The 21,364-nt window shown below is 34.4% G+C and carries 17 protein-coding genes; 6 read left to right on the top strand and 11 right to left on the bottom strand.

Annotation, left to right across the window (positions count from 1 at the left end; all coding sequences use genetic code 11):
• The first annotated feature begins 2 nt into the window (after nt 1–2).
• Nucleotides 3–2,279, top strand: a complete 2,277-nt coding sequence (locus QLQ96_RS15140; protein ID WP_482491442.1) for an ATP-binding protein — start codon at nt 3–5, stop codon at nt 2,277–2,279.
• Nucleotides 2,280–2,520: 241 nt separating this feature from the next.
• On the opposite strand, the gene QLQ96_RS15145 is transcribed toward QLQ96_RS15140, so the two are convergent.
• A complete protein-coding gene (locus QLQ96_RS15145) occupies nt 2,521–3,408 on the bottom strand; it encodes a DMT family transporter (protein WP_482491443.1) in 888 nt (295 codons plus the stop codon).
• Nucleotide 3,409: 1 nt separating this feature from the next.
• Nucleotides 3,410–3,931 carry a GNAT family N-acetyltransferase gene (locus QLQ96_RS15150; RefSeq protein WP_482491444.1) on the bottom strand — a complete coding sequence of 174 codons (522 nt, stop codon included), beginning with the start codon at nt 3,929–3,931 and terminating at the stop codon, nt 3,410–3,412.
• Between the two features lie 63 nt (nt 3,932–3,994).
• On the opposite strand from QLQ96_RS15150, the gene QLQ96_RS15155 reads away from it, so the two are divergent.
• A complete protein-coding gene (locus QLQ96_RS15155) occupies nt 3,995–4,858 on the top strand; it encodes a LysR family transcriptional regulator (protein ID WP_482491445.1) in 864 nt (287 codons plus the stop codon).
• Between the two features lie 3 nt (nt 4,859–4,861).
• On the opposite strand, the gene QLQ96_RS15160 is transcribed toward QLQ96_RS15155, so the two are convergent.
• From QLQ96_RS15160 to QLQ96_RS15185, 6 genes are all read right to left on the bottom strand, one after another.
• Entirely contained in the window at nt 4,862–5,308 is a 447-nt protein-coding gene (locus QLQ96_RS15160; RefSeq protein WP_482491446.1) for a GNAT family N-acetyltransferase, read from the bottom strand.
• Between the two features lie 311 nt (nt 5,309–5,619).
• Nucleotides 5,620–5,946 carry a DMT family transporter gene (locus QLQ96_RS15165; RefSeq protein ID WP_026728926.1) on the bottom strand — a complete coding sequence of 109 codons (327 nt, stop codon included), beginning with the start codon at nt 5,944–5,946 and terminating at the stop codon, nt 5,620–5,622.
• A 235-nt stretch (nt 5,947–6,181) separates the two neighbouring features.
• Nucleotides 6,182–6,742, bottom strand: a complete 561-nt coding sequence (locus tag QLQ96_RS15170; RefSeq protein ID WP_482491447.1) for a Crp/Fnr family transcriptional regulator — start codon at nt 6,740–6,742, stop codon at nt 6,182–6,184.
• Nucleotides 6,743–6,896: 154 nt separating this feature from the next.
• Nucleotides 6,897–8,393, bottom strand: a complete 1,497-nt coding sequence (locus tag QLQ96_RS15175; protein ID WP_482491448.1) for a TolC family protein — start codon at nt 8,391–8,393, stop codon at nt 6,897–6,899.
• A 234-nt stretch (nt 8,394–8,627) separates the two neighbouring features.
• Nucleotides 8,628–11,750, bottom strand: a complete 3,123-nt coding sequence (locus QLQ96_RS15180; RefSeq protein WP_482491449.1) for an efflux RND transporter permease subunit — start codon at nt 11,748–11,750, stop codon at nt 8,628–8,630.
• 50 nt (nt 11,751–11,800) lie between these two features.
• The gene (locus tag QLQ96_RS15185; protein ID WP_482491450.1) at nt 11,801–12,895 is read right to left on the bottom strand and encodes an efflux RND transporter periplasmic adaptor subunit; all 1,095 of its coding nucleotides are present in this window, start codon (nt 12,893–12,895) and stop codon (nt 11,801–11,803) included.
• A gap of 827 nt (nt 12,896–13,722) precedes the next feature.
• Between QLQ96_RS15185 and QLQ96_RS15190 the strand changes: the two genes are divergently transcribed.
• The 3 genes from QLQ96_RS15190 (at nt 13,723) to QLQ96_RS15200 (ending at nt 15,124) form a co-directional block, all read left to right on the top strand.
• Nucleotides 13,723–14,082 (top strand): nuclear transport factor 2 family protein, encoded by a 360-nt coding sequence (locus QLQ96_RS15190; RefSeq protein WP_482491451.1) that lies wholly within the window; start codon nt 13,723–13,725, stop codon nt 14,080–14,082.
• 73 nt (nt 14,083–14,155) lie between these two features.
• On the top strand, nt 14,156–14,635 hold the full coding sequence (locus QLQ96_RS15195) for a hypothetical protein (RefSeq protein WP_482491452.1): 480 nt from the start codon (nt 14,156–14,158) through the stop codon (nt 14,633–14,635).
• Nucleotides 14,636–14,668: 33 nt separating this feature from the next.
• Nucleotides 14,669–15,124, top strand: a complete 456-nt coding sequence (locus QLQ96_RS15200) for a hypothetical protein (protein WP_482491453.1) — start codon at nt 14,669–14,671, stop codon at nt 15,122–15,124.
• A 297-nt stretch (nt 15,125–15,421) separates the two neighbouring features.
• Here QLQ96_RS15200 and pgl read toward each other — a convergent pair whose 3' ends face one another.
• From pgl to gndA, 3 genes are read right to left on the bottom strand one after another with little or no spacing between them, the layout of a single operon-like run.
• Entirely contained in the window at nt 15,422–16,138 is a 717-nt protein-coding gene (gene pgl, locus QLQ96_RS15205; protein WP_482491454.1) for a 6-phosphogluconolactonase, read from the bottom strand.
• Nucleotides 16,139–17,650: a glucose-6-phosphate dehydrogenase gene (zwf, locus tag QLQ96_RS15210; protein WP_482491455.1), complete on the bottom strand. Its 1,512-nt coding sequence runs from the start codon at nt 17,648–17,650 to the stop codon at nt 16,139–16,141.
• Between the two features lie 30 nt (nt 17,651–17,680).
• Nucleotides 17,681–19,090 (bottom strand): NADP-dependent phosphogluconate dehydrogenase, encoded by a 1,410-nt coding sequence (gene gndA, locus QLQ96_RS15215; protein ID WP_482491456.1) that lies wholly within the window; start codon nt 19,088–19,090, stop codon nt 17,681–17,683.
• 488 nt (nt 19,091–19,578) lie between these two features.
• Here gndA and QLQ96_RS15220 point away from each other — a divergent pair, with 488 nt between their 5' ends.
• Entirely contained in the window at nt 19,579–21,342 is a 1,764-nt protein-coding gene (locus tag QLQ96_RS15220) for a hypothetical protein (protein WP_482491457.1), read from the top strand.
• Nucleotides 21,343–21,364: the final 22 nt, after the last annotated feature.

Below are 21,364 nucleotides of genomic sequence, written 5' to 3' on the forward strand. Positions count from 1 at the left end.
AAATGAAAATTAAAGACATAGTTAATCGTGAGATAGTTAATTTAACCAATTGCGAACACGAACCCATACATATTCCTGGTAAAATACAACCTCATGGTTTTCTATTAGGTATTACGACTGACTGGAAAATAGATTTTTGTACAGAAAATATTGCTGTATATTTTGACTTGAGCCATACTCAAGTATTAGGTAAAGATTTTGCAACTGTTTTTGGTTCGATTGCCCAAGAAGATATATTGGCATACATAAAAGGAGATGAAATTCAGGATGCTTTTCCTCTTGAAATAGAAATACTTGGAAAATTATTCCAAATTAATATTCACAAAAGCGGTGCTGTTTTTGTTTTAGAAGCCGAACTTTTATTTCCTGACAGAGAAAAATTGGCTGATGCTTACAAACAAACGATTCAGTTTGTGAGTCAAATGAACAGAACCAAATCACTAAAAGATTTATGTGCTCTTGTTGCTAAAGGAACGCGCGAAATAACGGGTTACGATCGTGTAATGATTTACCGTTTCGATGAGCAGTACAATGGCGAAGTATTTGCAGAAGATTGCAGAGAAGATTTAGAACCTTTTCTAGGATTGCATTATCCGCATACGGATATTCCTGCTCAGGCTCGCGAATTATACATTAGAAATCAGCTTAGGTTAATTGTTGATATTAATTATGAACCAGTTCCAATTTATACAGTTGATGATAAAGAAGGAAAAAATCTGGATTTGAGTCTTTCTATTTTAAGAAGTACATCGCCAATTCACGTAGAATATTTAAAAAATATTGGAGTAGGAGCGACATTGACTATTTCTTTAATTCATCACGATAAATTATGGGGATTAATTGCCTGTCATCATTATTCGGAAAAAAATATTTCTCCTGAGATTAGATTGGCTACAAAACTTCAAGGACAATTTATTACTTCTCAAATAGATATTAGACAGTCTAATGACGAGTATATTAATGCGCAGAAAACTATTTTAGCATTAGAACAATTAACAGCGCTTGAGCTTTCTATTGTAAAAGAATCTTTAGAAAAAATTATTGAAGCGCCACAATTGTTGGAAATTGCTAATGCTTCTGGCGTTTCTATAATTTCTAAAAATAAAATATATAAAAAAGGATTAACACCATCTGAGGAAGACATTTTAAGGCTCGTTGAAAAAATTACAAGTAACAATGTAACTGAAATTTTCTCAACCAATAAAATCACAGACCATTTTCCTGAATTTGCTGAAAATTCTAATTTGGCAGGAATCATCTATCATTCATTGGGTATTGATGGCCATATAATTTGGTTTAGACCTGAAACAATTTCAGAGATTAACTGGGGCGGTGATCCAGAGAAAAGTATTATTAAGGATGCTAATGGATTACATCCTAGAAATTCTTTTAATATCTGGAAACAGATTGTCAAACATCAGAGTATTCCTTGGAAAAAGTATGAAATTAACGCTGCAGCTCAATATGCCCACACTTTACATAATCAGTTAATTTTGATTATGCTTAGTGAAGAAGAAGAGAAATATCGCAGTCAGAGTGAAATATTAAAAGAAACCAATTCAGAGTTAGAAAATATCAACTGGATTAGTACGCACGATTTACAGGAACCATTGCGCAAAATTCAGCTGATTACTTCAAAAATGCTGACCGAACTTGATGTTATTTCTACAGAATCTATTTCGAATTCTTTACAGCGTGTTTCTAAATCTGCCAACAGAATGAGTGGTTTGCTAGAAGATATTTTGAAATATACTCGAATAAAAAACACAAGAGATAAATTACAAGAAGTAGATTTAAATAAAATTTTGAAGTCTACTATTAAAGAAATGCACGAAAGCATTAAAGAAAGTGGCGCTGTAATTGAGAATGAAAACCTTCCGGAAGTTCATGCTATTGGATTTTTAATGCGTCAGTTGTTTATTAATATTCTGCAGAATTCCTTAAAATATGCTTCGGCAGAAAGACAGCCGAAGATTGTAATAACTGCTTCTCAGGAACCTGTTTTAATACATGACAAATACAAAGTGTACTGTCACTGGGTTCGTTTTTCTGATAACGGAATTGGTTTTGAGCAAAAGTATGCCGAATCTATATTTAAAGTTTTTACAAGACTTCATGCACAAGAACATTATACTGGTTCTGGGGTAGGTTTGGCACTTTGTAAAAAAATTATGCAGGCTGTAGGAGGAGATATTCGTGCTGAGGGAAAACCTAATGAAGGCACCGATATCATTATTTATTTCCCTTGTGATCCTACAGATATGCTTTTGCCTATTTAAAAGGCTAAAAAACTCAGAAACATTGTTAAGCTTTGTCAAAGTTTCAAACTTTGACAAAGTTTACGACAATATTTAAACATAGCCCAAAGTTTCAACTTTGGGATTAGAGATTGCGATTAGATCTATGTGATTTTCAGTAAAGTGAAACGCCTTTACACATTCTAACAATGTATGTTTCTATGTGTTTAAAAAATCAGCATAATCAGCTCAAATCTTATTAAATCTGCGTGAAAAAATCAATTTAATTTTTTCGAACAAAAAGCTTTAACCTATCACTTTTAAAATTCACTTCAGAAATAATAGTAGCAGAAAAAATTAAAGCTCCGCCTAAAAGTAAGCGCCACGAAAGATTTTCTCCCAAAATAAAGAAAGCTCCAATGGCACCAAATACAGGTTCAAACAAATAAATAACCGCTACACGTTCTGCTGATAAATAACGTTGCGAAATGTTGGAAACCGTGTACATAAAAGCAGTAGAAAACAAAGCGCAGTAAATAGCACCCAACCAAAATGTGTCGTCATTCGGGAACCAAACGGCTTGTGAATCGGTAAGTGCGATACAAAAAGTAAATAAAGCGCAAAATGCGAACATCGGTACAATCGAGTACAAAAGATTTTTGGTAGCGGAATGTTTTTCTACCGAAATCAAATAAACGGCAAAAGCAAATGCGCCAGAGATTGTAAATAAATCGCCCACGTTTATGGTAAATTTGTCTGTTATCGCAATAATAAATAATCCTGTTAACGCAGTCAGAGCCGCAATCCAGATTTTTAAAGGCGTATTGGTTCTGTAAATCGCTAATTTCAGCATCGGAATAATAATTACTGTCAATCCTGCGATGAAAGAGCATTGCGAAGCGTCAGTATATTTGAGTGCCGTAGTCTGTAATTGAATTCCTAAAAACATAGGAACTGCAAGTATAAAACCCGTTTTGATCGCTTCTCGATTGATATCTTTAACGTATTTCCAGAAAACAATGCTCAGTACAAATACAGCCAAAAGGAAACGATAAAATAAGAAAATGTTAAGCGAAAAATTTCCAATTGCCATTTTGGTAATTGAGTATGAAACTCCCCAGAATGCAGTGCCAAGAATTAGTAAAAACAATAAAAGTTGTCTTCTTTCCATTTTAAATCAATACTTTTTTCATCATTAAATCAGTTTGTTCGTCGTCGCCTAATCTGAAAATATGCGTGTCAAATTGTACGAAACCATTTTTAGTGTAGAAACTTACAGCCCTGAAATTCTTTTCCCAAACGCCCAGCCACATATAAGTTGCTTTTAATTCTTCGGCAGTTGTTTCTGCTTGAGAGTATAAGGCTTGCGCGACTTTTTTACCATGAAATTCTTTCGCTACATAAATACGTTCTACTTCTAAAGCGTTTAAATCTTCTTTTTCTGTTTGAGCTTCAGCTGTATTCAATTTTAGATAACCAACTATTTTTTCATCCAAAATGGCTAAATAAAAGTAAGACGACGGATTGTTTAATTCTGAAGAAAGTTTTTCTGTAGCGAAGCTCTCATCCAGATATTTTTTCATGTTTTCTTCGCTATTTACATCAGCAAAGGTTTCAGAAAAAGTTTGTCTTCCAATTGCTTGCAGTTTCAAAAGATCATCAATTGTTGCTTTGGTTATTTTTAGAGTATTCATTTTTTATTTCTTTAATGCGTTAAAAGCTATTTTTTATTCTTGATAAATGCGTAAATTGCATCAATGGATTTACAGCAGATTAAATATTTTTTGGCCTTGGCTCGTGAACTTCATTTCTGGAACACTGCCGGAAAAATGAATATTACACAATCAGCATTGAGCCGTCAGATTCAGTCTCTTGAGAATCAGCTTGGTGTGCAGCTTTTTGAACGTAACAAACGCAATGTCAAACTTACTGCAGCTGGCCAATTTTTAAGAGAAAAATGGGAGGTTGAATTGAGTAAATTAGAATTTATTCATCAATCTGCCCGCCAGATTCAGTTAGGGGAGAGCGGTACCATTACCATTTCTCATCCCGATTCAATTTCAGCTTCTCTTATGCCTGAAATTATATCTCGCATTTCAGAAGATTTTCCAAAACTTAAAATCAAATTGGTTCAAGTTCTTTATGAAAATCAGCAGGATTTCCTTCGCAATTATAAAATCGATTTGGCGATAACCAGAGATATTAATAATGCTAAAGATATTCAATCTCAAAAAATTTATACCGACCATTTAGCGATTGTTGTACCCGAAAATCATCCGTATCAAACTCCCGAAGATCTGACCAAAGAAACGCTTGCTTCTCAAAAGTTTATATTGCCAACTAACGATGAAGGAAGCAGTTACAGCGATCTTATTCGAAGGTTATTCAATTCTTTAGAAAATGCTCCAGAAGTTTATCTTCATTCTGAATTTGGTTCTTCAATTATTGCTTTAGTTCGAAAAGGACTTGGAATCGCGATTTTACCCGATTCGTATGTTTTTCATGAAATTCCTGGAATTCGATTTATCAAATTGCCTTTAGAAACCGATTTGTACATCAATTGGAGAGCAGAAGATCATAATCCTGTGTTATCCAATGTTTTGAAATTGATTATTCCATAAATCTTACGCGCGCAGCATTTCGATATGCGGAATTCCGTCTTCATCATAAACTTCGCCTTGCTCCACAAATCCGAGCGATTGGTAAAAATTCGATAAATGATATTGCGCACTGATTCTTATTGGCGCTTTCCCAAACTTTTCTTCGCAACCCGCTATCGAAGCTTCCATCAATTTTCTTCCTAAACCTAGTCCGCGGTGTGATGACGCAATTGCAACTCTTCCGATCGAAATTTCATTATAAGAAACTCCAGAAGGAAGCAAACGCGTTACGCCTGCCAATTGGTTATCAACGTAATACAATAAATGGAAACCTTTTTGGTCTTTATTGTCTAAATCAAGATACGGGCAGTTTTGTTCGACTACAAAAACGTCACATCTCAAACGAAACATATCGTATAATTCGTGATTGGTTAATTCGTCAAAAGATTTAATGGAATGGCTGAATGTCATTTTAATTTTAGGCTTTAATTTTTGACAAAGATAAAGTAGAGAATAATGTGATAAAATGCTATTTTTTTATCATGTGATGCTGAAAACGCATTAGTTGTTTTTTGAAATATCAAATTCCAAGACCTAAAGTTCACAATATTTGTCATTCCTCGTTCCTCGGAATGATAAGATTACGATTATTAGTAGTGTTTAAAAACAAAAAAACTTTGTCAAAGTTTCAAACTTTGACAAAGTTGAGTGTAACAATTTTAAAAGTTTCAAGTTAAGTTGAGTAACTTGAAACTTGAAACTTGAAACAAAAAAATATATTTTTAGTGCGAAACGGCTTTTAAACCAACGATTGAACCAACCAAAGTCGCTAAGAAGAATAATCTCCAGAAAGCTGCAGGTTCTTTAAAAACAAAGATTCCGACCAATACAGTTCCAACCGCTCCAATTCCTGTCCATACAGCATAAGCAGTTCCTAACGGAAGCGTTTCTGTAGCTTTCATTAACAATAGCATACTTACTGTTAATGATATAAAGAATCCAATATACCAATAGTACATTTCGGTTCCTGTTGTTGCTTTTGCTTTTCCAAGACATGAGGCGAAGGCTACTTCAAATAAGCCTGCAATGATTAAAATAATCCAGTTCATATAATTAAATTTTGAGGTGCAAAGTTCCTTCATGAAATGCAGAAAAAATTTAACAAATGATAAAAAATGAAGTTATTTTTAATCTGTTTCGATCAACAGGAAAAATCTAACTTAATCTGCTAAAATCTTTTATAATCTGCGTGATTTTTTTTTGCGTATAGATTTTTCACGCAGATTTACACAGATTAAAGCAGATTTGTATAGATTTAAATTTAATCTGAATTGAATAGATAATTTATTTTAATTCTGCTCGAATTCTGCTTAAACTGACTTGCGTGATTCCTAAATAAGAGGCAATGTGCCCTAATTGTACTCTTTGAAGCAATACAGGATGATCTTTCATTAATTCCAAATACCGTTCAGAAGCATTTTTGAATTGTTTTGAAATAAGTCGTTCTTCGGTTTTGATTAATTCTTTTTCGGCAAATTTTCTTCCCCAATTTGCAATATGAACGTCTTCGCTGAAAAGCTTTCTCAAATTTTCTGTTTTGAGTTCGTACAATTCGCAGTCTTCTAAAAGTTCTATAGTTTCGTAACCAGGCAAATCTTCGACATAACTTTTCATCGAAATTACGGTTTCGCCTTCTTTTCCAAACCAAAAAGTCACTTCATTATCTCGTTCTACATACGCTCGTACCAATCCCTTTTTTATAAAATAAATATTCGATTCTATTTTATTGGCTTTTAATAAAATATACCCTTTCGGGAAAGCAATTTCGGATACATTATTTTGCAAAGCCAATTTTGACTCTTCGGGAAGTTCGTATATAAGGTCAAGGATTTTGAAAATATCCATCAATGGGATTTTAGAATTTAGAATAAAGGTAAAAAGTAAACGGGAAATGAAAGGTGTTTTAATAAAAAAATCCCATTTCAAATTGAAATGGGATATAAAATAGCCTCTGCGATGAGCTATTATAAACAGAAGCAATTTTTGACCAACATATAAACTAATTTATTCCTCCGCCTAAAGCTTTGTAAAGCAATACTTGTGAGTTTGCATTTCGAAGTTGAATGTCGACAAAGTCAAGTTCAGCCTGCAATTTATTTTTTTGGGCATTGATGATTTCCAGATAATTAGCATAACCGCTCAAATACAAATCGTTTGAGACATTTACGGCAATTTCTAGGTGATCAATTTCATTTAATTTATATTTTAAAACATCTTCAAAAGCTTGATTTCTATGCAATAAAGCACTTAACTCATTGAAAGCTGTTGTAACTGTATTTTGATATTGAAGAAAAGAGATTTCCTGTCTTCTATTGGAAACATAAAATTCCTGTTTGATTTGCCCTTTATTGAAAACTGGAGCTGTCAAACCGCCTAATATTTGCCAAGCGAATGAACCAGCATCAAAAAATGTATTGAATGAAAACGAATTGAAACCTGCATATCCGCCCAAGTTTACAGTCGGGAAAAAAGCCGCACGAGCCGATTTCGCATCAGCATTACTTGCTAATAATTCGAAGTAAGCCTCAGATACATCTGGTCTTTTGTGAATGATAGAATCCACGCTGATTTTTTGGTTTAAAACCTCTAAATGTCCAGATAAGAAATCGCTGCTTCTGTCGATTTTTCCGCCGTATTCTCCCAAAAGAGTCAATAAAGCTTTTTCCGTTTGATCGATGCTTAATTTTAATTCTGATGCTTGGGCGTGAATGTTATTGTTTTGTGCATTAAACTGTTGTACAGCCAATTCTGTAGCTTTTCCAACCGATCTTTGTGCCGAAACAATATCAAGCGCTCTTTCCTGCGTTTTTAAGTTGTCATCATAAATTAGGGCTTGTTTGTCTAAAGCGATAAGCTTGAAATACAGGTCGGCAACATCTCCTAAAAGGCGTGTTTGCAACAAACGCATTCCTTGCTGAGAAGCAAAAAATCGCTGTTGCGCTGCTTTTTTACGATTGCTTAATTTGCCCCAAATGTCAGCTTCCCAAGAAACTTTTGCTCCTAAAAATAGATTTGGCGTAAGATCTTCGTTTATTCTTTGTTTTTCGTTAATATTTTGAGAAAAGTTAGTATCAAAGTTACCAACTCCGTCCATTGTATATTTTCCGTAATGCGTTCCAGAAGCATCTGCCACAAGATCTAAAGAGGGAAGAAGCGCTAGTTTAGCCACTTTTAAATGCGAATTGGCAATTAAAATTCTTTCCTGCATAATTAAATAATCAGGGTTTTTGGTAATGGCTTTTTTTAGTAATTCCTCTAATTTCGGATCTTTAAAAAAGGTTTCTGTTTTTAATGGAATAAAAGGTTGAGCCTCAGTTGAAGCTTCTTTTTTCTGCGTATCAAAATTGTCTGGAAGCTTTGCAGCGTCTAGTTTACTACTGACTTTTGGTGCAGAACAAGCCGTTAAAAGTAAAACACCTGTTATTATAACGGCACTTTTGGTTGTCCTTAAAAACTGCAAATCAGCATTTTTATATTGGTTTAATATGTCTTTCATTGTTTTAATTTATTTTGTTCAATCTATTGTATATTTTAAGACACATAGAAATATAGATTTATATAATTCTATTTATTAGCTTAAATTTAATCTGTGTAAATCTGCTTTAATCTGTTTAAATCTGCGTGAAAAAAATTATGCACAAAAAAATATTTCACGCAGATTTTAAAAGATTTTAGCAGATCAAATTAGATTTTAATTGTTGATTGAAACTATTTTGTTCTACTAAACGAATTAATTGTTTGACTTACTCATTCGTTTTTCCAATTTTGCAAACAGTATGTAAAGTCCAGGAATAATTAAAAGACCAAATACAGTTCCGATTAACATTCCACCCGCAGCCGCAGTTCCGATCGAACGGTTACCAATTGCACCTGCACCAGAAGCGATACACAACGGAATCAATCCTGAAATAAAAGCAAACGACGTCATCAAAATAGGACGGAAACGAAGTCTGGCTCCTTCAATCGCGGCTTCGACAATATCGCGGCCGAGTTTGTTTTGCGCCATGGCGAATTCTACAATCAGAATGGCGTTCTTGGCGAGCAGACCAATCAGCATGACGAGCGCAACTTGCGCATAAATATTATTGTCTAGCCCAACCATTACAAGTGCGATGTAAGAACCGAAAACTCCAACAGGTAAACTCAATAATACTGGGAACGGAAGCAATAAACTTTCGTATTGAGCAGCCAATAATAAGTATACGAAAAGTATACAAAGACCAAATATATATATCGTTTGGTTACCCGAAAGAATCTCTTCACGCGTCATACCAGACCATTCTAATTCAAAACGGCTAGGCAATTTTTCCGCAGCAATTCTTTCCACGGCAGCAATCGCATCTCCAGAACTGTAACCTTCAGCTGGTTCACCGTTAATCATAGCCGACATATACATGTTGTAACGTGTTAAAACCTCTGGTCCGTAAACTCTCTCTAATTTGATGAAAGTAGAAAACGGAACCATTTCGCCTGCGTCATTCTTCAAATACATATCCAAAATGCTTTCGGGATTTTGACGGAACTGCGGACTCGCCTGAACCATAACTTTATACATTTGAGAGAAACGAATAAAATTGGTAGCATAAAAAGATCCTAACATCGTCTGTAAAGTGCTCATGGCATTGTCTACAGAAATTCCTTTTTTGGCTGCTAAATCGTAATCAATATGAATTAAATATTGCGGGAAAGTAGCATCAAAACTCGAGAATGAGTTCTGAATTTCTGGCGAAGCATTCAATTCTTTGATGAACTCTTTCGTTACTTTATCAGTGTTTGTGATACTTCCTCCAGATTTATCCAGCAAACGAAGCTCAAAACCACTCGTGTTACCAAAACCAGGAACGGTTGGCGGTGCGAAAATCTCGATTTGCGCGTCGGTAATGTTTTTTGTTTTTTCTGTAAGTTCCGCCATAAATTCGGTAACCGAAATATCGCGTTCGCTCCAGTCTTTCAAGTTGATCATTCCCATACCGTAAGAAGCTCCAGCGATTTCAGTAACAATACTGTATCCTGCAAGAGTAGTTACGTTGTCAACACCTTGAATTCCTTTTGCGATTTTGGTAACTTCGTCCAAAGCTTTTTCAGTACGTTCAACCGTTGCTCCTTGCGGAGTTGTAACGCTTACGTAAACCATACCTTGATCTTCTGTTGGGATAAATCCTGATGCTAAAAAGCGAGTTGTTCCCCAAGTTAAAATACAAAACAGCACTAATAAGCCAACTGTAACTGTACTACGGTCAGCGAATTTTACCAATACTTTGATGTATTTCGAAGTAATATTGTCAAACCAATTGTTGAATCTTTGGAAGAAACAATCCAAAAGCGATTTTTTCTCTTTATTAGGATCGTGTGCTTTCAGCATAATAGCGCAAAGGGCAGGAGTAAGCGTAAGGGCGTTAATACCCGAAATCACGATACTAATTGCCATTGTTAACGAGAACTGTCTGTAGAAAACTCCGACTGGACCGCTCAAGAAAGCAACAGGAATAAATACTGCAGCCATTACAATTGTAATTGCGATAACGGCACCTGTAATTTCTTTCATGGCACTAATGGTAGCGTCCATTGGTGACATATGTTCTTCAGTGATTTTTACGTGAACGGCCTCGACAACGACAATCGCGTTATCAACCACAATTCCGATGGAAAGTACTAAAGCGAAAAGTGTCAATAAGTTGATCGAGAATCCCATCATCGACATAAAAGTAAACGCCCCAATAAGCGCGACAGGAACTGCCAATACCGGAATTAAAGTCGATCTCCAATCTTGAAGGAAAAGGAAAACTACGAATGCCACTAAAAGAAAGGCTTCAACTAAAGTTCTTAATATTTCATGAATCGAAGCGTCAAGGAAACGAGATACGTCATACGCAATGTTGAATTCCATTCCTGGAGGGAAAGAAGAACCTTTTAATTCCGTCATTTTTGCTTTTACGCTCGCAATTACTTCAGAAGCGTTCGAACCTGGACGTTGTTTCAACATGATTGATGCAGAAGGTTTTCCGTCGGTTTTAGAAACCATTCCGTAACTCATTGCACCAAATTCAATTTTCGAAATATCTTTTAATCTTAAAATCGTTCCATCAGAATTGGCTCTTAACGGAATTTCTTCGTATTGTTTTGGTTCAAAGAATTTTCCGCCATATTTAATTACATATTGTAACTGATTGTTCATTTGTCCTGAACCTTCACCAACTTTACCTGGCGCAGCAGAAATGTTTTGCTTTTGAAGCGAATTAATTACTTCATTAGCCGAAATATTATACGAAAGCATTTTTTCTGGATCCAGCCAGACACGCATTGAATATTCTTTTTGTCCCATGATTTCGGCACGTCCGACACCATCAATACGTTTTAATTCCTGAAGAATATTAATATCCGTAAAGTTGAAGATAAACTGCTCATCCTGAGTTTTGTCGGTACTTGTAATGTTCAAGTACATCAACATACTGTTTACCTCTTTTTCCGTCGTAACTCCAGCACGAATTACCTCTTCGGGAAGTTCATCCAAAATCGTGGTAACCCTGTTCTGAACGTTTACGGCAGCTAAATCGGGATCGGTTCCTACTTCAAAGAAAACCTGAATTAAAGTCAAACCATCATTAGAAGTTACGGTCGACATATAAGTCATCCCTGGAACTCCATTTATGGCTCTTTCTAACGGAAGGGCGACGGCATTGGCCGAAACCTCCGCATTTGCTCCTGTATATTTTGCTGTAACGGTTACAGACGGTGGTACAATATCTGGGAATTGGGTAATGGGAAGCTGAAACAACGCCAGCAATCCCAGAAGGACTATCATAACCGAGATGATTAATGACAATATTTTCCTTCTGATAAATAACTCTATCATTTTAAATTTTTTAGATAAATAATTAAATAACTGTTTTACAGGTCGATAACCTACATTTGTTTCATGTTGATTTTATCGCCGTCTCTCAATGATTGCGTACCTTCTTGTACAATTAGGTCATCGCTTTTTAGACCGTCATTCAAGATATAAACATCATCTAGAGTCGTTTCAATTGTAATATTCGTCATTTTAACTACTCCATCTTTGTTAACGCGGAAAACGTATTGTTTGTCCTGAATAGAAAAAACTGCTTTCTGCGGAATTAAAATTGCATTGGTTTTTGGTTCTGAAATAATCAATTTTCCAGAAGTTCCGTGTTTGATAAATCCTTGTGGATTGTGAAATTTTGCTTTGTATTGAATAGAACCTGTCTGTCTGTCGATTTCTCCATCGGCAGTTCTTAATTCTCCTTTTTGATCATAAACTTGTCCGTTTGGCAATACCAATTTAATATCACCTTGCGTGTTTAAAGTTTTGTCTTCCATCATTTGGAAATAAGTGTTCTCAGGAATTGAGAAATAGGCGTAAACATCATCTAATTGAGAAACCGTTGTCAATAATGAACCGTTTTCTACTAAACTTCCTTCTTTAAACGGAATACGGTCAATCGTTCCGTCAAATGGCGCGCGGATTGTCGTGAAACTAATTTGTTGGTCAATTGCTTTTTTCTCTGCAACTGCGTGAGCTACTTTCGCGGAAGCGGCTTCATATTTTGCTTTAGATAATTCTAATTCTTTGTCTGCAATTACTTTTTTATTGAAAAGCGTTTGTGCTTGTTCTAATTCAACAGTTGCAATTCTTAGATCAGCTTTTGAACTTTTGTAAACGGCTTCGGCTTTAAGTAATTGAATCTGAAGTTCAACATCGCTTATTTTGAAAAGGACTTGCCCTTTTTTTACTTTTTGTCCTTCGCTTACGTATACTTTGTCTAGTAAACCAGGAATACGAACGTGAATTTCTACATTATTTTTAGCATGTACATCGGCAACAAATTTGCTCGAAACTATAGTGTCTTTTACAGTAACCTTATAAACAGGAAATGTTTTAACGTTATTTGAATCTTTTTTTGATTTATCTCCGCACGAGACTAAAACGAATAACGCCAAAGTGCATAAAAGGAATGAATTTTTATAATTGCTCATCATTAGGTTTAAATTTTTGAATAAATAGATGTTCTCCCTTGATAATAAAATATCGGGAGTTATGAATTTGGATTTGTTTCCGAAAAAGATCGGAATAGAAAATAAATAGATGTACGGAAACTTCTCTTTGAAAAAAAGTGCCGTTTTGAGAATGTTTTTATAGCAATAACCGCTCAATCACAAAAGCAAATGAGTTATTGTTCCAGAAATTGGAAATATAAAAACGACGATTTTTTAAAGCCTAGAAAAGTTGGTATAAGTGAAGGTGAGTATGCCTTTGAATTTGGTATATGGATGCTATACCATAGATTAAGCTCTTTTTATAAAGCTTGAAGTTTACTAAATTACTAAAATAAGGAGCTTTAATTGTACTTTGTTCTAAAGTAGTCGCTCTCGATTTAATTTTCTTTTTTAGCTTATAATGAACTTCTAAATTTTTTGTAGAAGAATAATCAGATGAAAAAATCTGAGTGTCGTCTGCCGCGACGCTATCTAAGGTAATACAGCTGCTGAAGTGATGAATCGGCGTATATCTCTCCGTGCCTCTAAAAAAACAAAGCAGAGATAATAAAACGATATATATGAACTTCATGGGTTTCATTCAGTGCAGCGGTATTGTATTTTTGTTCCTTAAAAAGAGGATTTATTTTGTTTAACGTGCGCCAAATATAGTAATTTGAAAAGTAAGGTTTCTTAAAATTATTTTAAAACCAACGAGATTTTAAGATTTAATAATATTTAGTGTTGATTTTTAAGAGATTAATTTTTATTTGAATTTCATTTAGTAAGGCGGTATGTTTATCTTTAATCAAAATTAAAAAAAAGAAACTATGCCAAATCAATTTGAACACGTAATAGAAAAAGCGTATAATGCTTTTAACGAAAGAAATATCGATAATTGTTTGTCTACAATGCAAGAAGATGTACAATGGTCAAAAGCTTGGGAAGGCGGATATATTAGCGGTCACGACGAAATCCGAGAATATTGGACAAGACAATGGACAGAAATTAATCCGAAAGTGTTGCCAGTTGGTTTTGACGAAAGAGAAAATGGAAGTTTAGAAGTAAAAGTCCACCAAAATGTGAAGGATCTTCAAGGCAATTTGATGTTTGACGGATTTGTAAAGCATGTTTATACTTTTCAAGACGGATTGATTAAAACGATGGATATTGAGTTGATTGAGAATTAAAAAGGTTGTACTCTGTAGATAAACTTGTTATTTACTTCATTATGAAATTTCACATCAAACAAAGCTTCAATTATTGAGAAATAATTTAGATTTTATAGAATTTGATTTTATGATTAATTTGAAAAATAAGCATATTTTAATACTTTTAATTTCATTGATGGTATCTTGCTCGCCAAAAGACACAAAGAATTGTCATTATAAGATTAAATTTAAAAACAATACAGATAAGGTTCTTTATATAGAAACAGCATCTGATACAATTTTGTATCCATATAGTGATCCAAGACCTTATGCAACTAATACTCTTGTAAAAAGTCGCGCTGGTAATGATAATGTAGAAATTGGTACTGCATATTTTCAAAGAAACGGAAAGCCAATGTGTATCGAAGATTTATTTAAAAATGAAGATAAAATATACTTATTTGTTTACGACTCTATTGCCTTAGGAAATAAGGATTGGCAAGAGATTACAAATGCTTATCTTGTTGCAAAAAGATTTGATTTTACCTTAAGTGAATTAAGAGATAAAGATTTTTTGATTGAGCATAATTAAAATAAATCATATTATCATCTATAACTTTAAAGTATGCAAAAAACTAAAATCATTCTCTTTATTTTTATTTTAATTCATTTCTGTTCGTGTGATAAATTGGATACTAGAGAATTACTTGTGAAAAATAATTCAGATAAAGCAATATTTAGCATTCTGTCAGGAAATGACAGCATGAATGATGGACCATTCTATTATGAATATAAAGATGATTTTTCTGAAAGTAAAAAGGGAGATTATGATGCGCCTTTTATTTTTGAAGAAATTAAAATGAGACAAACAATTGCTAATTCTGATAGACCGAGATATTGGGATAATTATTTTAATACATTAGAAGATAAAAAGGCAAGAGTATTCATTATTGAAAAAGATAGTGTCGATAAATATGGCTGGAAAACGATTTTCAATAGGAATATTTACAGTAAAAAGTATCTTGTTACAATTAAAGACTTAGATAGTTTGAATTGGACAATTGCTTATAGTGGAAAGTAGTACAGTTTTTGGTGCGATTTTTTTTTGAATATAAAACCTTCTGCGAGAGAAAAATAAAAAAGTTATGCATTGATTACAAAGTTTACTCTCGCAGATTCAGCAGATTTTTTTAAAATTTCATCTGCTAGATCAGCTAAATCTGCTAGAGGAAAAAATAAAAGAATCTGTTTTAATTTGCTCCAATCTTTTTAATCTTGATAGCCATCGGGAGCGTGAAACCTTAAAACGTATTTTAAATAAAAAAGGTTTATACTTTTCAGCATAAACCTTAATTTTTATAGTTGTAAAAACAATTTCTTAGTTTGTTCCAGCAGCAGCTTTATCTACTAAAAACAATAATTCACCAGAAACTGGCTTAATCAATTGCATTGGATATAACGTCGGATTATATTCTCCAGTTGTCACTTCTTTTAAAGCATGAGTTTTCTTTTCTCCGAAAGCCACAACCATAATTTTTTCTGCTTTATTGATTAGTGGAGCAGTAAGCGTGATGCGATACATTTTCTGTGGAGCTAAATAATAAGCATCAACCCATTTTGTTTGCTCTTCTAAAACCGCTTCACCTGGGAAAAGAGAAGCCGTGTGACCATCATCTCCCATACCTAATAAAATCAGGTCAAATTTTCCTTCTTCGCCTAAAACAGTTCTAACAGATTGCTCATAAGTCGCAGCATATTCTTCAGGAGTTACGCCGTCTTTGTACATTTCGAAGATATTCTCTTGCGGAATAGGAACGTGGCTTAATAATGTTGAATAAGACATTTTTGCATTACTCAAATCATCATTTAACGGAACCCATCTTTCATCACCCCAAAAAATATAAACTTTGCTCCAGTCAATTTTATTTTTGTAAGTATCAGAAGCCAATAATCTGTAAATCCCTGCAGGAGAAGAACCTCCTGTAAGAACAGCTGTAAATTTGCCTTTTGCAGCAATTGCTTTTTCTGCAGAAGCTACAAAAAGGTCTGCAGCTGTAGTATTAATTTCTTCTGTATTATTATAAATCTTTATCATTTAAACTTCTTCTTTTGTTTGTGTATTCGGAATCCATTTGTGGCCTTGGCGCGCTAATAATTCGTCCGCTTCTTCTGGTCCCCAGCTTCCTGCTTTGTAATTTGGGAAATTCTTTGGAGCAGTTGTTTTCCAAACTTGCTGAATGGTATCAATTGCATCCCAAGCTTCTTCCACTTGATCCCAACGCATAAATAGAGTAGGATCTCCTAACAATGCATCTGCAATTAAGGTTTCATAAGCTTCTGGTGACATTGTTGAACAAGCAAAATAATCAAAAACCATTTCAGCAGGTCTTAACGACATAGATAAGCCTGGTTTTTTGGTCATAAATTGCAATTTAATGTCCATTGAAGGCTGAATATTGATAATCAACCTATTTGGTGTCATGCCTTCTTTTCCATAAGAAAACGAAGAATGCGGCACTGGTTTAAACTGAATAATGATTGAAGACTGTTTTTCTTCCATTCTTTTTCCTGAACGCAAATAGAACGGAATTCCTTGCCATCTCCAGTTGTCTAGATAGATTTTCATTGCCACATAAGTTTCTGTATTAGAATCTGGCGCAATGCCTTTATCTTGGCGGTAACCCGGAACTGGAACACCTTTTATTTCTCCAGCATCATATTGACCTCTAACAATATAGTGATCAACTTCTTCTGGTTTAATGCGGCGAATTGATTTCAAAACATCTGCTTTACGATTACGGATATCATCAGCATCTAAAGAAGCAGGAGCTTCCATAGCCGTCATACATAAAATCTGAAGCAAGTGATTCTGAATCATATCTTTTAAAGCTCCAACACCTTCGTAGAATCCGCCACGTTCTTCAACGCCGACTTCTTCTGCAACGGTAATTTGCACGAAATCAATAAAATTACGGCTCCATAAAGGCTCAAACATCGAATTTCCAAAACGGAAAGCCAAAATATTCTGAACCGTTTCTTTTCCTAAATAGTGATCGATTCTGTAAATCTGCTCTTCTTTGAAAGTCTGCGAAAGCATTTCATTCAATTCAATTGCAGAAGCTTTATCGTAACCAAAAGGCTTTTCGATAATAATACGATCTTGTTTCGGATTTGCGGCAAGTCCGATTTTCTTGATATTGCTCGAAATTGTAGAAATGAAAGAAGGCGTAATCGAAAGATAGAAAAGACGATTAGAGCGCTCTCCAAAAGCTTCGTCAAAACTGTTAATTTTCTCGTTCAATCCAACATACGATTCTTCTTTGTCAATATCAAGACTGTGGTAAGTGATGTGTGAAAGAAATTTTTCTGTTTCTGGATCATCAATTCCTTTTCTTCTTGAAAACAGATTTAGATTTTCTGCGACATAAGCGCGAAAATCTTCATTGGTTTTTTCAGCTCTACCAAGAGCAATAATCTGAAACTTTTCAGACATACGTCCGTCAAGGTACAGATTTTGAAAAGCAGGGAAGAGCTTTCTTTTCGCTAGATCCCCAGTTCCTCCAAAAATTACTATAATTGTTGGATTCTTTAGTTTATTTTTAGTCATTGTGTGGTGTAGTTGTGTTGCTTTAATTGTTTACTCAGCCCATTGAGTATGAAAAACGCCTTCTTTGTCGATACGCTCGTAAGTATGCGCTCCAAAATAATCACGTTGTGCTTGAATTAAATTGGTTGGAAGATTAGCAGAACGGTAAGCATCAAAATACGCTAACGAGTTCATTAATCCTGAAACTGGTAATCCTTTTTGAACTGCAAACTGAATAACCGCTCTCATTCCTGATTGGTTTTCTACTAATTTTGAAGCGATTCCGCCATCTAAAAGTAAGTTTGGCAAATCTGTTTTTGCTACGTATGCTTTTCTGAAATCTTCTAAAATTGTAGCACGAATGATACATCCGCCACGCCAGATTTTAGCAACTGTTTCTAAATTTAATCCGTAGTTGTATTCTTTAGAAGCCGTATGAAGTTGAGCCAAACCTTGAGCGTAAGTCACAACGATAGAAAAGAACAAAGCCGATTTTAAAGAAGCAATGGCTTCGCTTTGAGAAACATTTGTTTCGTCAGCGTTCCAAACTAATTTCTTAGCTGCTTCGATTCTTTCTGGTTTTGTTTTCGACATATCGCGCATGTTAACTGCCGCGTCGATTGTCGGAACTGGAACTTGCAAATCCATAGCATTTTGCGAAGTCCATTTTCCTGTACCTTTAGACCTTGCCCAATCAGAGATTTTATTGATTAATTGCGTTCCGTCTTCATCTTTTTGTTTTAAGATGTTTCCAGTAATTTCAATTAAATAAGATCTTAAATCGTCAGTTTGATTCCATTCAGCAAAAGTTTTCTGAATCGTTTCATCATCCAAGTTATAACCTCTTTTCATTAAGTCATAAATCTCAGAAATCAACTGCATGATTCCGTATTCAATTCCGTTGTGAACCATTTTCACATAGTTTCCAGCAGAACCATTTCCTAAATATTCTACACAAGGTTCGCCGTCTACTTTTGCTGCAATAGCTTCAAAAATAGGACGAAGTCTTTCATACGCTTTTTGATCTCCACCTGGCATCATAGCAGGACCGAAACGAGCCCCTTTTTCACCACCAGAAATTCCCATTCCGAAGAAGTGGATTCCTTTTTCAGATAATTCTAAAAATCTTCTGTCAGTATCTGTAAAATAAGTGTTTCCACCGTCGATGATGATATCTCCTTTATCTAAATGAGGAAGTAAACTAGCAATAGCGCTGTCAACTGGTTTTCCAGCAGGAACCAATAACATAATTGCTCTTGGCTGTTGAATAAGCTCTACAAAATGCTTAACATCTGTAGTCGCTTCGATTGTATGATCAGGAGCAGCTTCTTGTTGAAGAGAGTCGACTTTTTCGGTATCTAAGTCTAAACCTGCAGCCGCGAAGTTGTGGCTGGCGATATTTAAAAGTAGGTTACGGCCCATTACACCTAATCCTACAATTCCAAAATCAAATTTGTTCATAGTTTTCAATTAACTAAATTATTAGAAAGCTGTTTTTTGCAGAAAAAGCACGAAAAAGCACAGTAATGTTTTTTAGTTCAATGTTTTGCAGAAAAACAATGTTTATTTTAATTTTTTTACATTCAAAATGCAGACTGCTAAGTTAGGCAAAAATGCTGAAAAAGGAGGAGTAAAATAGTTCACTTTTGGTCTTTATTGTGATACTTTTTTATGTGTAAAAAATACGCTTATTGTAGTTGTTTCTAGTTCTTTATACTACTAAATCGTTGTAATACTGGTAATGCGAATTACAAGTTACTTTCAAAGGCATAATATACTATTGGTGAGCATAACTGGTAAAAAAATATAAAAAAGGTTATTGAAAATATAGGAATTGAGGTAATTTTGGAAATGCAATCTTTAGTTTGTTAAAATTTTAATTTCAATAAAGAGTAATGATAAAAATCGAGCATACAAATAATCAAATCATAGAGTAATTCCCTTTTTATATGCCAAATAACACAAAGTTTATTTTTTCATTCATTTTATTGATGCTTATTTCTAGTGTCTTTTTTAAAGTAAATGCACAATCCATATTAGAAAATGAAATATCTGTTGATGCGGAAAGGAAACCATTGCGCAGTGTTTTGGATTTAATGGAAGAAAAAGGAAATTTTAGATTTGCTTATTATGGCAAATTGGACATAAAAGATAGTATCGTTAGCATTCATGCCGATAATTCTTCGATAAAAGGAGTTTTAGAACATTTATTAGGAACTAAATACGAATACAAAGAATCACCAGGATTTGTTATTGTTCGTTATGCTCCTTTAGAACTTGCTTTGGTGTTAGAAAGAAATACTGTTATGAGTGATGGACAGCAAATTGTAAACGGATATATTGTAGATACAAAAACTAACAATCGCATCGAAAATGTGAGTGTGTTGGAGAAGAATGCACTGCTGTCTACATTAACCAATAAAGATGGGGTTTTTGAACTTCGATTAAAAAATGCGCCTCAGGCCATAGAACTTACGGCGGTTAAGGAAAATTATAAAACGGTGACGATGGTATTTCTTTCTGAAATTAAAATTCAGATGGGAGACAAAAAAAACAAAACAGATTATATTGATGGAGATTTCTCTGCAATTGAAAGATCAGGAATTGGCCGTTTCTTTATTTCTTCCAAACAAAAAATACAAGCGCTCAATTTGGGAGGATTTATTTCTAAAGTTCCCTTACAAGCTTCTTTAATTCCAAGTATCAGTACTCGAGGAATGCTAAATACTCAAATAGTTAATAATTTTTCGCTAAATATATTAGGAGGTTATAATGCTGGAGTTCGTGGATTAGAAATGGCCGGACTTTACAATATCAATCGTATGAATGTTGATGCGCTTCAAATGGCCGGAATATTTAATACGGTTGGAGGTTCTGTAAACGGAGTTCAGTTAGCCGGAATCTATAATAATGTTTTTGGCAATTTAAGAGGATTACAGGTAAGTGGTATTCATAATAGTGTAAAGGGTTCGCAAGTTGGTCTGCAAATGGGGGGCATTTACAACAATGTATATAAAGATTCAAAAGGACTTCAAATTGCAGGAATCGGTAATACAGTAAAGGGTTATCAAAACGGGTTGCAGTTTTCTGGAATTTACAATATTGGAAAAGATACAGTGCGTGGCGCACAAATTACGGGACTTTTTAATTATGCGAAAGAACTAAACGGAGTCCAATTTGGATTAGTAAACATTACCGATTCGCCGTCTGGCTATAGTTTTGGTTTGTTGAACTTTAAAAAAGGCGGTTACAAGAAAATTAGTATTACAAGCAATGAAATTTCAGATGTCAATCTTTCGGTAAAAACAGGAGATCATAAAATGTATACCATTTTGATGGCAGGAAGAAGCAATCGAAGCGATGAAGAAAAGCTTTTTTCTTTCGGAATAGGAATAGGGAAGAACATTCCGTTAGGGAAACGTTTTACTTTTAATCCCGAATTTAGCACACAATATCTTTATTTAGGAAATTGGGACATCTACAATTCCTTGTCTAAATTCGATTCTTCTTTTTCTTTTCAATTATGCAAAGGCGTAGCGTTATCTGCTGGACCATCTTTTAATTTGTATTGGTCAGAGAAACAAGATAAATACGGTAATGCAAATACCTCGACATTTGTTCAGGATCGCACCAAACATTCTGCAATAATTAAAAACAACAGCAAAGATATTCTGGGATGGATAGGATGGAGTTTTGGATTGACTTTTTTTTAAAGAATAAAATATGCCTGTAAAT

This window comes from Flavobacterium sp. B167r, assembly GCF_056824315.1.

Excerpts from the sequence above, each read along its gene's own strand:
- QLQ96_RS15180 (WP_482491449.1), bottom strand. The coding sequence starts at position 11,750 with ATGATAGAGTTATTTATCAGAAGGAAAATATTGTCATTAATCATCTCG.
- pgl (WP_482491454.1), bottom strand. The coding sequence starts at position 16,138 with ATGATAAAGATTTATAATAATACAGAAGAAATTAATACTACAGCTGCA.
- QLQ96_RS15220 (WP_482491457.1), top strand. The coding sequence starts at position 19,579 with ATGCCAAATAACACAAAGTTTATTTTTTCATTCATTTTATTGATGCTT.
- QLQ96_RS15155 (WP_482491445.1), top strand. The coding sequence starts at position 3,995 with ATGGATTTACAGCAGATTAAATATTTTTTGGCCTTGGCTCGTGAACTT.
- QLQ96_RS15165 (WP_026728926.1), bottom strand. The coding sequence starts at position 5,946 with ATGAACTGGATTATTTTAATCATTGCAGGCTTATTTGAAGTAGCCTTC.
- QLQ96_RS15150 (WP_482491444.1), bottom strand. The coding sequence starts at position 3,931 with ATGAATACTCTAAAAATAACCAAAGCAACAATTGATGATCTTTTGAAA.
- QLQ96_RS15190 (WP_482491451.1), top strand. The coding sequence starts at position 13,723 with ATGCCAAATCAATTTGAACACGTAATAGAAAAAGCGTATAATGCTTTT.
- QLQ96_RS15200 (WP_482491453.1), top strand. The coding sequence starts at position 14,669 with ATGCAAAAAACTAAAATCATTCTCTTTATTTTTATTTTAATTCATTTC.
- QLQ96_RS15160 (WP_482491446.1), bottom strand. The coding sequence starts at position 5,308 with ATGACATTCAGCCATTCCATTAAATCTTTTGACGAATTAACCAATCAC.
- QLQ96_RS15185 (WP_482491450.1), bottom strand. The coding sequence starts at position 12,895 with ATGATGAGCAATTATAAAAATTCATTCCTTTTATGCACTTTGGCGTTA.
- zwf (WP_482491455.1), bottom strand. The coding sequence starts at position 17,650 with ATGACTAAAAATAAACTAAAGAATCCAACAATTATAGTAATTTTTGGA.
- QLQ96_RS15140 (WP_482491442.1), top strand. The coding sequence starts at position 3 with ATGAAAATTAAAGACATAGTTAATCGTGAGATAGTTAATTTAACCAAT.
- QLQ96_RS15170 (WP_482491447.1), bottom strand. The coding sequence starts at position 6,742 with ATGGATATTTTCAAAATCCTTGACCTTATATACGAACTTCCCGAAGAG.
- gndA (WP_482491456.1), bottom strand. The coding sequence starts at position 19,090 with ATGAACAAATTTGATTTTGGAATTGTAGGATTAGGTGTAATGGGCCGT.
- QLQ96_RS15145 (WP_482491443.1), bottom strand. The coding sequence starts at position 3,408 with ATGGAAAGAAGACAACTTTTATTGTTTTTACTAATTCTTGGCACTGCA.
- QLQ96_RS15175 (WP_482491448.1), bottom strand. The coding sequence starts at position 8,393 with ATGAAAGACATATTAAACCAATATAAAAATGCTGATTTGCAGTTTTTA.